The 14,156-nt window shown below is 39.3% G+C and carries 9 protein-coding genes; 7 read left to right on the forward strand and 2 right to left on the reverse strand.

What is annotated here, in order from left to right; all coding sequences use genetic code 11:
• Window positions 1-57 precede the first annotated feature (57 nt).
• Window positions 58-4,422, reverse strand: a complete 4,365-nt coding sequence (locus tag AC4G3K_RS15350; protein WP_491133855.1) for a S8 family serine peptidase — start codon at window positions 4,420-4,422, stop codon at window positions 58-60.
• 1,249 nt (window positions 4,423-5,671) lie between these two features.
• Between AC4G3K_RS15350 and AC4G3K_RS15355 the strand changes: the two genes are divergently transcribed.
• On the forward strand, window positions 5,672-6,364 hold the full coding sequence (locus AC4G3K_RS15355) for a GntR family transcriptional regulator (protein WP_491077899.1): 693 nt from the start codon (window positions 5,672-5,674) through the stop codon (window positions 6,362-6,364).
• Between the two features lie 387 nt (window positions 6,365-6,751).
• Window positions 6,752-8,110, forward strand: a complete 1,359-nt coding sequence (gene brnQ, locus AC4G3K_RS15360; protein ID WP_491133856.1) for a branched-chain amino acid transport system II carrier protein — start codon at window positions 6,752-6,754, stop codon at window positions 8,108-8,110.
• A 269-nt stretch (window positions 8,111-8,379) separates the two neighbouring features.
• Here brnQ and AC4G3K_RS15365 read toward each other — a convergent pair whose 3' ends face one another.
• On the reverse strand, window positions 8,380-9,147 hold the full coding sequence (locus tag AC4G3K_RS15365; RefSeq protein WP_491077901.1) for a DUF975 family protein: 768 nt from the start codon (window positions 9,145-9,147) through the stop codon (window positions 8,380-8,382).
• Between the two features lie 185 nt (window positions 9,148-9,332).
• On the opposite strand from AC4G3K_RS15365, the gene AC4G3K_RS15370 reads away from it, so the two are divergent.
• From AC4G3K_RS15370 to AC4G3K_RS15390, 5 genes are all read left to right on the forward strand, one after another.
• Window positions 9,333-10,580, forward strand: coding sequence for an acyl-CoA dehydrogenase family protein (locus tag AC4G3K_RS15370; RefSeq protein WP_491133857.1), 1,248 nt, complete (start codon window positions 9,333-9,335; stop codon window positions 10,578-10,580).
• Window positions 10,558-11,337: an SDR family oxidoreductase gene (locus tag AC4G3K_RS15375; RefSeq protein ID WP_491133858.1), complete on the forward strand. Its 780-nt coding sequence runs from the start codon at window positions 10,558-10,560 to the stop codon at window positions 11,335-11,337. The genes AC4G3K_RS15370 and AC4G3K_RS15375 overlap by 23 nt, the downstream gene beginning before the upstream one ends.
• A 24-nt stretch (window positions 11,338-11,361) precedes the next feature.
• Window positions 11,362-12,972: a long-chain-fatty-acid--CoA ligase gene (locus AC4G3K_RS15380; protein WP_491077904.1), complete on the forward strand. Its 1,611-nt coding sequence runs from the start codon at window positions 11,362-11,364 to the stop codon at window positions 12,970-12,972.
• Window positions 12,973-13,007: 35 nt separating this feature from the next.
• On the forward strand, window positions 13,008-13,577 hold the full coding sequence (locus tag AC4G3K_RS15385) for a TetR/AcrR family transcriptional regulator (protein WP_491077905.1): 570 nt from the start codon (window positions 13,008-13,010) through the stop codon (window positions 13,575-13,577).
• A gap of 152 nt (window positions 13,578-13,729) precedes the next feature.
• Window positions 13,730-14,131, forward strand: a complete 402-nt coding sequence (locus AC4G3K_RS15390) for an acyl-CoA thioesterase (RefSeq protein WP_491133890.1) — start codon at window positions 13,730-13,732, stop codon at window positions 14,129-14,131.
• Window positions 14,132-14,156: the final 25 nt, after the last annotated feature.

Raw genomic sequence — 14,156 nt, forward strand, 5'->3', positions numbered from 1 at the left:
ATTCGGACTGTCCAAAAAAGAAAGCACAAGTGCTCATGCACTTGTGCTTTCATAATTTTATTGCGGAGCGTTTATATATAACAATCCTTCCGCTCTTTCAATCGTTTTATTACCATAGTCATCTTCTGCGGTTACTTGTACTGCTGCACCGTTTGCTTTGATGTTTTTGGTGGCAGTATAGTATCCGACATAGTGTCCCTCAGATGTTTCACGCATTGGAAGCTCAAGTGCATTTGATACGCCAACGTTTGTGACTGGAGCTAGGATTGAGAAGGTAGCGTCTAGTCCAGGTTCACTGTCAAATTCGATTTTGACAGAATCACCGCTTTCCAATACTTTGTCCTCAGCAGGGAGTAGGTTGGAAAGTTCAGGTGCCGTATAATTGGCATCAAGTGTGATAATTTTCTTAATACTGTTTCCTGCTTTGTCCTTAGCTTGGACAGTAATTTCATTGATACCTTCATCAAGAAGGATACGCTTGCTGAATTTCCCGTCGCTTACAGTTGCCGTTTGACCATTTACTTTCACCCAATCCAGATTGACATCAGTGATAGTCCCTGTAACTGTAACGGTTTCTTTATTTGTTTTAGAACCGTCTGTCGGTGAAGTAATAGTCAGTTCAGGTTTATCCTGATCAAGTGTAATCGTAACTGGTTCAGATGGGTCTGTTGAACCGACATCTGTTTTTGCTTTCGCAGTCAGTGTATTTACACCATTATTCAATTCAACAGCAACAGAGAAGTCGCCGCTTGCGTTTGATTCTGTGGTAGCAGTTTTTTCACCGTCATTGAATAAATCAATCGTTGTTTCAGGAGAAGATTTACCCTCAACTGTAACAGACTTTTTATTCGTAAACGATCCATCTTTAGGTGAAGTGATGGATGGTACTTGTAATTCATAGTTGACGGTCGCACGGATCATGTAGTTTCCTTCAGCCTCCGGTGATTGAGACCATGCTCCGCTTACACTTTGCCAGCTGCGTTTGGCATTTGGCCCATCTTCGTCAGTTGCCAAGCCAGGTGCATTTGGATTTGCATTTGGTTGAGTATAGACAATGAAGAAGTCACCTTCTACCATGATGTTATGTTCGGAAAGGTCAACATGTGTCCAGGTACCATCACGTAAAGCTGTTTTGTTGAAAGGTCCGGCTAACTTATTGCCTGGGCTGCCATTGGCACCACTGGTGTCATAAACGGATACTTGGAAATCAGTTCCGCCTGGGGTTGGAAATGTAGTATCCCAGAAGCGAAGGAGTGCACCAGTTACAAGAGCTTGATCTTCACTTTCACTTAATGACATTTTAACAGCCCAGCTATTGCCTGAAGCATTCCAGGCTCTGGCGTTTTCAGCCGTACCGTCATCATATTTAATCTCTCCGGCATAGCCAATGAATGGGCGTAACTCTATATCTTTAACTACTGGTTCTCCTTCATCAATTGTAACGGTTGTTTCAGAGCTGTAGTAAGATGGTGCAACAAATTTAAGTGTGTAGGTACCTTCATATGCAGTAATCGAATATTCTCCATCTCCATTCGTTGTCACTGGAACGACTGCAGCATCTTCCACGAGATAAACTGTGGCGCCAGCAACTGGATTGCCTGTAACTTTATTGGTAAGCGTACCGCTGACTGTCCCTTTAGGGATTTCCTGTAATGTAAAGTTAGCAGTAGCTATTCCCTCATCTACAACACTTACTCTTTGTGTTTGGGATTGGAATCCATAGGTTTCCGCTTTTACAGTGTAGTCTCCGGTTGCATGGGTTAACTCATAGGAACCATCCTGTGGATTTGTGTAAACAGAACGTCCCGTTTCAAGGACGGTTACATGAGCTTGGATTGGCAATAGCATTGGTGCTGGTTGTTCATTATCAGGTTTATCAGCTTTTGGGCTTTCTTTTTCAGTTGCTGGTTTGATTTTTGCTGGATCTACTTTTTCTTTTGCTGCTTTTTTGCTGGAATCTGTTTCTTTTGTCACACCAAGTTTAGCTTTTTTAGCCGGTTGGATTGGCACTGCTGATAATTTGATATCATCCAAATACCATCCAGCTTTTGGGATAGAACTATCACTTGTGACGTTAAAGGAAATGTAGATACGTTGTCCTGCGTATTCGCTTAAATCTACTTCCCCATCAATCCAACCTCCGGATGTATTATTGAAACGCGCTGCCTGTGTCCAGTTGGTACCATCCGTTGATATAAATACATGCCCAAAATCGTAGTTTCTTTCCAATTCATACCAATGTTTGAATTGCAAGTAGCTGGCTCCCTCAGAAAGATCGATTGGCGGCATTTCTAAGCTCATATTAGAGCTATTTGCATAATTTCCTGTCAGGTTGGTTGCATATAATTTTTCACCTGAGAATGCAGCTCCAGGGCCAGTTGTTGGTACTCCCCATTCCCAAGAATTATTTGTGCCATACGATGTCCATCCTACCGGATTATGTTCAAAATCCGTTTCATATCCAACTGTAATACCCGGAAGTAACGTAACTGTATGAGCACCCGTCTCTTTTGAATTACCTCCAAAATCATAGGCGATAAATTTGTATTCTGTTGAATCTCCGGTTAAATCAGCACCAGGAATTGTTGCTTCGTATTCACCGGATTTATGATCTCCAGTGACACGTTCACCGTTTACTTCTGCCCAGCTTCCATCAGCTTTTTTATATTTTAAAATAACCGATGTCACTGAAATATCATCTTCAGCGGTTGCGTTAAGAGTAAGATCCATTTCTTTATAAGAAGTGGTAACAGGTTCAGTCTCAATATCAGGTGCCTCTGTGTCGTCACCTTCTTTAGAGACAGTTCCTTTAATTTTTCCTAAACCACTTACAACTGAAGAGACAGCATCGAAAGCATTTACCAAACCATGACCATATCCAAAATTAGGTGACTCTGGATAAGCGCTGTCAGTTAATGGTGTTGCTGTTAAGTTCATAATCTCTTCCATTTGATCAACAGTTAAGCTCGAATCAGCTTGTCTAAGCAGGGCAACTACTGCGGACACATGAGGTCCGGCCATTGATGTGCCATTCCAGGAATCATACCCGTTTCCAGGTACCGCAGAACGAATATTTACACCTGGTGCTGCTATATTTGGTTTCATTTCTCCACCATATGGAGAAGGTCCCCTTGAAGAAAAGCTTGCCAAAGCATTATTGATATCTGTTGCGGCAGTTGCGTAAGATTCAGGATAATTGGATGGAGCGGCTATAGTTCCTGCTCCTCCTCCGTCATTTCCGGCAGAAAATTCAGGGAAGATATCTGCATTTTTCCATGCCTGAACCATTGGTCGGAACCATTCATCTAAGCCTGGTCCGCCACCCCATGAATTGTTTACGACATCAGGTGCATATTCAGGGTGTGGAGTACCATTTGCATCTTTAGGAGCTAAAACCCACTCACCAGCTTCTAGTAAATCAACATTAGTGCCACCGCCAGATGCAGAAAGGGCTTTAACCGCAATGAATTTAGCGCCAGGAGCTACACCGATTTGGTTTGAACCATTTGGCTCTGAGCCAACCATTGTTCCGATTGTATGGGTACCATGGCCGTGATCATCAAATGCTTCGGGGTTGTTTGTCGAAGTAGCATCAAACCAGCTGAACTCATGATTAGGATTATCAGGATTAGCCGGGTTGTAGCCGCGATATTTTGTTTTTAAAGATGGGTGATCCCATTGTGCGCCTGTGTCAATGCTAGCTACGACTGTTCCAGCACCATCAATTCCCATCTCCCAAGTTTGTGGAGCACTAATTTTTTCGATATTCCACTCGATAGAGGAGGTTTCTGCCTTCGTTTTTACTTTGGAGGAAGTCTCCTTTTTATCGGATTCAATTAATGGTTTTTCCGCTTTTGACTGTTTAACTGGTTGTATAAGTTGAATTGTTTCATTCGGTAGTAGTTTATCAACTTCTGGAAATGTCGCAATTTGTTCCATCACTTCTTTTGTGGCCGTAACTGCCATACCGTTTACGATGTAAAAGGACTGGATATCCTTAACGTTACCGGCTTTCTCTTGTTTCTCTAAAAAGTTATTCAGCTCATGCTGAGTTTCTTCAGCTGTTGCCCGAAGATTTGTGACGATGGAAGATCGTTTAGACAGGGTCGTTTTAGCTGATGAGAGCTTTTGCTTCTTTGCAGCTGAAGTAGCTTCTTTAGCAACCTTGGCTGTATCTACCTGTTCTTTAAGTTTGATTAAAAAAGTAACTTTAACATCATCTTTAAATTTATTTTGAAGATCTTTGGAGATTTTGTTACTGCTATTTTGAACTATTGTAGATTTTGCTGAACTATGGATGGATTCTGAGGAAGCAGCAGAAGATGAGGTTGAAGAATTAAAACCTGTAGTAAGTAGCAATGATGGTATGAGAATAGATGTAAGAATGAGTGATGAAACTTTTTTTCTTTTCGTTTTCAACATGTTTCCCTCCCTATTCTATTTTACTAAATTGCCAATATACCAAGAATATTTGCACCTCCTTGTTAAGTAAGATCGAATTATAGGAATCATGCTGGTATTTCTACCATAACGAATAATAGCAGTCATATACTGTCACTAAATGTCGCCAGGATGCTCGGAGAAATGAAAATGAATCATTGTATACACTTTCTCCCGTCCTGCAGGTGTCATACTAATCAGGACCTGTTTAGAAAAAAATAATTCTTGTCTATTTCATATGGATATAGTCGGTGAAATGGAGAGGGTGGAAGAGTATGAATATGCTAGTATAATAAAAATAAGTCATCAGGCTTACCGAACTATTTAAATCATATCCTTTAGTCACTCTAACTATATAGAAAATGGGAAATAGGGAAGGAGTTTTGTTAATTTACCAATCTTTAAGGTGATATCCGCCCCCTCTTTTATCCCAGAGGTATATCAGTTAACAATAGATTTTCGTCTTATGACAACAATCTAATACGGGAATATGTCGAAATAGAGAAGGGACATTAGATAGATAATACTGACATAAATGTAGCTGCTGGGAGGTCGACAGGATGTAGGTCACAAAGACGTTGCCACAGGATGTGGTGTTCTTAGTCTTTGTTCCTTTACCAGATCCCCTACGTGCCTTTGTCTTATGCTCCTCGCTTCTGGGCAAGCCGTTTCAGCTCTTTTTGTTGTAATCCAGCTTCGACTCCTAGTCCCTCGAGTCATAAGCAAATCCTCTACGGGAGGAGAACGCCCTTCGAGTATTCGTCTTATGCTTGTCGGAGGCCTGCAGGATGTAGGTCACAAAGACGTTGCCACACGACGTGGCGTTCATAGCCTTTGTTCATTAATGTAGTCGTCTCAGCTCTTTTTGTTGTAATCCAGCTTCGACTCCTAGTCCCTCGAGTCATAAGCAAATCCTCTACGGGAGGAGAATGCCCTTCGAGTATTCGTCTTATGCTTGTCGGGCCTAACCAGTCGTCTCAGCTCTTTTTGTTGTAATCCAGCTTCGACTCCTAGTCCCTCGAGTCATAAGTAAATACTCTACGGGAGAAGAACACCCTTCGAGTATTCGTCTTATGCTTGTCGGGCCTAACCAGTCGTCTCAGCTCTTTTTGTTTGAATTGCTTGAAAAATGTTTGGAATATGATGATAATTAAAATACATAGGTATATTGGTTACGTGTGGAGTAATGAATTATGAGATTTATATATGTTTATATAAGGGAGAAATCATGATGTTGACAGTGACACCCAAATTACCTGGAGAAAATAATAAACATTATTCGTATAGAATTATTAAAAATGGAATTATGTCTCTTGAATTGAAACCAGGACAAGCAATTAGTGAAATTGAATTGGCCAATGAACTAAGAATTTCCCGTACACCGATTCGAGAGGTAATCGGAAAATTAAAAGAGGAACATTTGGTTGAAGTATGGCCGCAGGTCGGTTCATATATATCGAAAATTGATTATAAATTGGTTAAAGAGGCAGCATTTATGCGCTCTGTACTTGAAAAAGAAGTTCTTAAGTTAGCCTGCGAATCTATTACTGAAGAAACATTATTAGAGTTAAAGAGGGTTATCAGTTTACAGGAAAATTTCATAGGTAAAAAAGGCGTGGAAAGAACCTTTCATGAATTAGATCAGGAATTTCACTCCCTATTTTATAAAGCTCAGGAAAAAGAACATATATGGGATGCTATTAACCGTCTAAGCACACATTATAATCGAATCCGACTTTTATCGGAGATCAAATATGATTATACAGAAATCATTGAACAACATAAAAATATTATTGATATTATCGAAAATAAAAAAGTGGACCAAATTGATGAGGCTGTTAGCCAACATATATTAGGACCAGAAAAATACTGGAATAGTTTACTAAAGTCAGATAGCCAATATGCTGAATACTTTGTAGATTAATAGTAGGCTGCAAGTTATTGACTAGTCAGCAAATACAAAAGAAACCTTATTCTTTCTATGAAGAAGGTTTCTTTTGTATGTAAGAAGGTAAATTTAGAAGAAATATTAAATTGGATTTATGGAACCTCTAAAACTCACTTTCTGGGTGATAAAAATTACCTTTATATTAATTTTTAAGAATCTCTTGCATTTTTAGGGCACAGTTACTATAATCACTTGTAATATAGGGAATACTTTAGTGAATGTCAGCATCACAGTGAAAAAGTGAAGCAAAAAGTCTGAATAATCTTAACATCTATGTTAAACTAGACAATGTTATATTAAAAATGTTTAGAATTATCAGAAAACTTAAAATGACCAACAAGATTTGAACGGGAGGTTTTTTATGTGGATAATAGAAAGAGTAGGTCTACAACACTAGCAATCGGTTTCATGCTCTTTGCCTTATTTTTTGGAGCTGGAAATTTAATTTTCCCTGTATTAATGGGACAAATGTCAGGAACGAATGTATGGCAATCTACACTGGGATTTATCGTAACTGGTGTGGGATTACCTCTGTTAGGTGTACTGGCAATTGGGTTTTCAGGTAAAAATGATCTATATTCGATGGCTAAAAATGTTCATCCTATATTTGCAATAATCTTTACAACGGTGCTTTACTTAGCAATCGGGCCATTGTTCGCGATGCCGAGGACAGGAACGGTTTCATTTGAAATTGGTGTGAAACCTTTAATCGGAAATATGAATAGCACAATGGCTATGGTGATATTTACTGTTATCTTTTTTGCAATTACATGTTTCTTTGCGTTAAGACCAGGAAGAATTATAGATATTGTCGGTAAATTGTTGACACCGATTTTATTAATATTTATTGCTTTATTAATTCTTGTAGCTTTGTTTAATCCGATGGGAAGCCTGACTGCTCCAGCTGAAAATTATACGGAATATGCATTTTTCAAAGGTTTTCAGGAAGGTTACCTGACGATGGATACATTGGCATCTTTTGTATTTGGAATCATTATTATTAATGCCGTACGTTCTACTGGTATTTATAGTAAAAAAGAAATGATGACAAGTGTTATGAAGTCTGCTTTCATTGCAGCTGGTTTACTCGCTGTGATCTACGCAGGTCTTGCCTTTCTTGGAGCTTCCAGTGTGGAAGCGATTGGGGTATTTGATAACGGAGGTGCTATTTTAGCAGCAGTATCTCACTATTATTTTGGATCATATGGCAGTCTGGTGTTGGGGCTTGTCGTTCTTGTGGCTTGTTTAACAACGAGCATTGGCCTCGTAACTGCGTGTGCGGCTTACTTTAATACGTTGCTTCCAAAAATTTCATATAAAACATTTGTGATTGTTTTATCTGTTTTTAGTGCGATGGTTGCTAATGTAGGACTTGCCAATTTAGTAGCTATATCAGTTCCTGTATTAACTGCTATTTATCCTTTGGCCATATGCTTGATTTTTCTTACATTCATGCATAATGCATTTAAAGGTTTGTCTGAAGTCTATATTTGCAGCTTGGGGTTAACCTTTATCGTAAGTTTGTTTGATGGGTTAAATGCAGCAGGCGTGCAGATTGAAGCAATAAATAGTTTATTTTCCTATTTGCCACTTTCTTCAGTGGGATTAGGATGGATTGCTCCAGCCATTTTGGGAGCTATCATTGGTTATCCAATAGGAATGATGAAACAAACAGCACCAGCAATAATAGAAGTGCCAGATTTACAGAAAAAAATACAGTGATCAGATTTAAAGCCAGCAGTCTCCTGCTGGCTTGTTTTTATTAGAAGTGGATTTTTTCAGAAGCAATTTATTAAAAAACACCGGAGACATTCTATTAACATATCTTTAAAATGAAAAATGCATATGAATCTTGTTATCCGAGATAATATGAATTGTGAGATTGCTGTATTTTATAGCAGTATATATGCCAAATGAATTTATACATAAGCTAAATAAAAGAATTTAGTTCATGTCATCCCCTGACTTTTTGGTAGGATCGGGTTTATTCTTCATTCTATAGGTTTAACAAGTTCGTTGTATTCTATAGTGTTATCATGATTTTTAGATATTGGACCCCGTGTAATATAGTCTTCTGTTGGTTTTACATAATCGTCATAAAAGACGGCAAGTGAAGTCATGTAGTAAGGTGTGACGTAAATGGATATACCCATCATAGCAATGGATCCAATAATAATGCTGGCAGAACCTGCAAAAATTAAATTAGCATCAGCATTAAATCCAACTCCAATAGAAGCGATTCCAATTACCAATAAAATGATTGGAATGATAAGCCATGTGAAAAAGGATAAGGATAATAACAACAAATCTTTTTTCTTCCCATTCATCATTTTGCGGCTTTCTGAAATGGCTTGGAGAGCAGTCAGTTCAGGGTGATCCCGTAATATAAATACGGTCATTGAATAAGCAAGCCCTTTAATAATCCCAGGTATAATAAGTAAAAGTGACCAAAGAAAAAGGAATAGTGTCATTAAAAAGTAGGTTAAAGCATTTCTGATATAAGTCACAGTAAACCCACGGAATAGTCCTCTGACTGAAGGATCTTGTTTTCTTTTTATATCTAAATGAAACCACATGTATCCTATGAATAAAGGGCCAGATATAAAAAACATGGTAAGAAGTGAAAGGATGTAATAATCTTCAGAAATCCTTCCAATAATAGATGCTAAAATATAGTTTATAAATAATACACCGATTGCTATACCCCAGTTGCCAGATAATGATTGTTTTGCTGCTTCTTTAATAGAACGTATTCTCATAGCACATCTCCTTTTTTATATATACCATTATATAGTTTGAATCATAAAAAATTCGAATCAATTGCCAAATTAAAAAAACAGAATTTTTAAAATTATCAGTAAAATAGTTGTATTTTATATCTTTTCTTGTATAATTGGTAACAATTAACAATACCTACTGGTCAGTATGTGAAAGGAGTGAGTATATGGACTTTTCCTATTCAAGTAAGGTTATTGACCTGGGGAGACAGTTAACTGCCTTTATGGAAGAGTATGTATTACCTAATGAAGCAGTCTATGAGGGTCAGTTAAATGAGCAAGAATCACGCTGGAGTCAAGTACCTCCTATTATGGAAGAATTAAAAAGTAAGGCTAAAAAGAAAGGATTATGGAATTTATTTTTGCCTGAGAGTGAATATGGAGCTGGTCTTACCAATTTGGAATATGCTCCTCTGTGTGAAATTATGGGCCGTTCATTAATCGGACCTGAAGTATTTAATTGCAGTGCACCCGACACCGGGAATATGGAAGTATTAGAGAGGTATGGAACAGCTGAACAAAAAGATAGATGGCTCAAGCCATTATTGACCGGAGAAATACGTTCCTGTTTTTCAATGACCGAACCGGATGTTGCTTCATCAGATGCAGCAAATATTGAAGCAAGCATTGAAAAAGATGGGGATAGCTATATCATCAATGGTCGCAAATGGTGGTCGTCCGGTGCAGGAGATCCTAGGTGTAAAATTGCGATCGTAATGGGAAAAACGGACAAAATGGCGAACCGGCATGAGCAACAATCTATGATTCTGGTTCCTCTTGATTCCAAAGGAGTAAAGATTGAGCGAATGCTACCTGTTTTCGGGTATGATCATGCTCCTCATGGACATGGTGAAATTATATATGAGAATGTTAGAGTTCCTGAAGAGAACATCATTTGGGGAGAGGGTAAGGGATTTGCCATCGCTCAGGGCAGGTTGGGTCCAGGGAGAATTCATCATTGTATGAGGCTAATCGGAGCAGCAGAACGTTCGCTTGAAATATTATGTAAGCGTATTCAAAAAAGAAATGCTTTTGGGAAGCCGCTTGCTAATCAAGGGGTCGTGCAGGAATGGATTGCGGACTCAAGAATTGAAATTGAGCAGGCAAGATTATTAACTCTGAAAGCAGCTTATATGATGGATACAGTCGGAAACAAAAAAGCAAAAGCGGAGATTGCTATGATTAAGGTGGTTGCTCCGAATATGGCACTGAAGGTGATTGATAGAGCGATACAAGGGCTTGGTGCTGCCGGTGTTTCAGGGGATTTTCCATTGGCTGCTCATTGGGCTAATGCGAGAACATTACGATTGGCCGACGGACCGGATGAGGTTCATCGTGCCCAAATTGCCAAGCTTGAGCTAAAAAAATATCGAGGGGAGGAACAAGCTAACCATGAACGTTTTACAAATGTTTGATTTATCCGGTAAGACAGCGATTATCACAGGCGGTGGACGCGGGCTTGGAGCCCAAATCGCGCATGGGTTGGCTGAGGCGGGAGCTAATATTGTTCTGTGCTCACGCAAGGTTGAGGCCTGCACAGAGGTAGCAAATCATCTGAAGAAAGAATATGGAATTCAAACCTTGGCCGTAAAATGTGATATCGCAAATCCGGAAGATATTCATAATGTCGTCTCAGAAACATTAAAAAAATTTGAGACCATTGATATTCTGGTCAACAATAGCGGTGCCTCTTGGGGAGCACCGACCCTGGATATGCCCCTTGAAGCCTGGAACAAGGTCATCAATATAAATTTAACAGGCACATTCCTGATGTCTCAGGCGGTAGGAAAGGTGATGGTGGAACAGGGACGGGGAAAAATCATCAATATTGCTTCGGTAGCGGGGCTCGGCGGAACACATGCTGATATGATGGATACCGTTGGATACAATGCAAGCAAGGGTGCTGTCATTACTTTAACAAAGGATTTGGCAGTGAAATGGGGGAAACACAATATCCATGTCAATGCAATTGCACCAGGCTTTTTCCCGACCAAAATGTCCCAAGTCTTACTTGAACAGGGGAAAGATGCAATTGAATATATGACACCACTTGGGAGGCTTGGGAATGAGGAGGACCTGAAGGGAGTTGCTTTATTCCTGGCATCTGATGCGTCGAACTATATAACAGGTGAGGTATTGGTAGTTGATGGCGGAAAACACGCCATGGTTTAAATAAAAGATGAAGGAGATTTGACTATGGAAAAAAAAGCTTGGCTTACGCAATATCCGGAAGGTATAGCATCTGAGATTAACATTCCAAATAAATCACTCCCAGACATTCTTCATGAAACGACCATTCAATACCCTACAAATAATGCCCTCTCATTCTTTGGAAGAAAAATGACCTACCAGGAACTTTCAGGAACAGCGAATCGATTCGCAGCAGCGCTTCAGAATAATGGTGTGAAAAAAGGTGACAGAGTAGCGATTATGCTGCCAAACTGTCCTCAGTACGTGATTGCCTATTATGGGACTTTAATGGTGGGAGGGATTGTCACTCAAATTAACCCTATGTTAGTAGCCCGTGAACTGGAATATATATTGAACGATTCCGGTGCTGAAACGATTGTAGTCATGGATGCATTCTATCAAACCGTTAAATCAGTTCAATCCTCTACGAATCTCAAAAATATTATTGTAGTCAGTCTGCAGCCGTCCGTGGCAGATTTCGGAACAGATCGTACATTTGAGCAATTTATCTCTGAAACGGTAACTCCGGTAGATCCGGCGGCCATTGATCCGATCCATGATGTTGCCGTGCTGCAATATACAGGGGGAACGACGGGGCGTTCAAAAGGAGCTATGCTCACTCATCAAAATTTAGTGGCTAATATGTATCAAACAAAGGAATTTTTCAAACAAATTGTAGAGCGTGGTAAGGAGCGGTATTTGACTGTCATCCCATTATTCCACGTATTTGGCATGACAGCCTGTATGAATGGATGTATTTTAATGGCCAGCGAAAATATATTGCTGCCGCGTTTTGACCTTGAAGAGGTTCTTCAAACGATTAAACAGGAGAAGCCGACTATTTTCCCTGGCGTACCAACCATGTACGTGGCAATCAATGCTCATCCGAAAGCACAGGAATATGGAATTGACAGTATTAAAGTTTGCAATAGCGGAAGTGCCCCGATGCCATTGGAATTAATGAAAGAATATGAATCAAAAACAGGTGCTAAAATTTTGGAGGGATATGGCCTTTCGGAGGCATCACCGGTAACTCATTGCAATCCCTCATTCGGAATTCGTAAATCAGGTACAGTTGGAATTGCCTATCCATCCACCGATTGTAAAATTGTGGATGTTGCTACAGGAACAGAAGAAGTCCCGGTAGGCGAATTGGGAGAATTAATTGTCAAAGGTCCACAGGTTATGAAGGGATACTGGAATATGCCTGAAGAAACGGCTAATGCTCTGCGTGATGGATGGTTATTTACAGGGGACATTGCCAAGCTGGATGAAGATGGATACTTATCAATTGTTGACCGTAAAAAGGATCTTATTATTGCAGGAGGCTATAATATCTATCCGCGTGATGTAGAAGAGGTCCTTTATGAGCATCCTTCGATACAAGAGGCCGTTGTGATTGGTGTACCGGATGAATATCGAGGAGAAACAGTTAAGGCTATTATCGTTTTAAAAGCGAATGAGTCAGCTACAGAAAAAGAAATCATTGGATACTGCAAAAATAATATGGCAGCCTATCGAGTACCGACGATTGTAGAATTTCGTCATGAATTACCAAAGACTAATGTCGGAAAAATACTTCGCCGGGCACTGAGAGAAGAAATTCAAACAAAGTAGGACGCCATCAATACACAAGAAGTGGAGTCCTGAGGATGAAACAAAAATTAACGAACACCAGTATTTCTTTATTTGAAAGAAAGGGCTTTGCGGAAACATCCATACAGGATATTGTTGATTCTTTGGGTGTTACCAAGGGAACCTTTTATTACTATTTTGCAAGTAAAGAAGAATTATTGATGAATATTCATCTCGACTATATTAATGGATTAATTGAAAGACAGGAAGAAATAGTGAATGCTCCAATGAAAACGTGTCGGCAAAAAATACAGGATATCGCTTCATTATTAATCAGCGATATTAGAACTAATGGGTTAAGTGCAAAAGTGTTCTTTCGAGAAATGAAGATCCTGTCTGACGATAAGCTTGAGGAAATTATCCCGAAGCGTGACCAATTTCGATTTAATATTGAAAATTTAATGAAGCAGGGAATAGAGACGGGCGAATTACGTCCAACTCTAAACCCTTCCATCATTACATTTGGTATTCTTGGTATTTTGAACTGGAGTTATCAATGGTTTAATCCAGAAGGAGCTATTTCTGAAAACGATATAGCTGATATGTTCGTTGAAATGATTATGAAAGGAATTGAAATAGGGGAGTAGAAAGCAATACTCCTTTTTTTTATTGAAGTTCGGTTTAGTAGCTGGTAGGGGGAATCAAATTGAATTGTCATGGAGATATTTTTAAAGATGTTATGCAAGTAAGGGAAGGCGCTTGTTCTCAGAGTAGGTTTAGAACAATAGAATAGGAGGTCATCATGGAAACAACGGTTACAGTCCGTTTTTCAGAAACAGATGCATTGGGACATGTGAATAATACAAGCTATTTCATTTATTTGGAGGAAGCACGTCTGCATTTTTTAAAAGAAATAGAGATAGATATGAAAATGAAAAACTGGTCATTCATTCTGGCATCGACTAAGTGTGATTTTCTCTCTCAAGCCTATTTTGACCAAATTTTAAAAATCACTACGACTGTATCAAGAGTGGGAACAAAGAGCTTCCAGCTTGAACATGATATTTCTTGTGCACAAACCGGTAGTCCGATTGCCAAAGGGACTGCAATCCTTGTTCAGTTTAATTTTGATAAACAGGAAAGTGAACCGATCCCTGAATTGCTTAAAGATAGACTGCTGAGTTTGATCAAAGCTGCTTAATGAGTCCGAATTTTGAAAAGGTGGG

This window comes from Bacillus sp. z26, assembly GCF_058313635.1.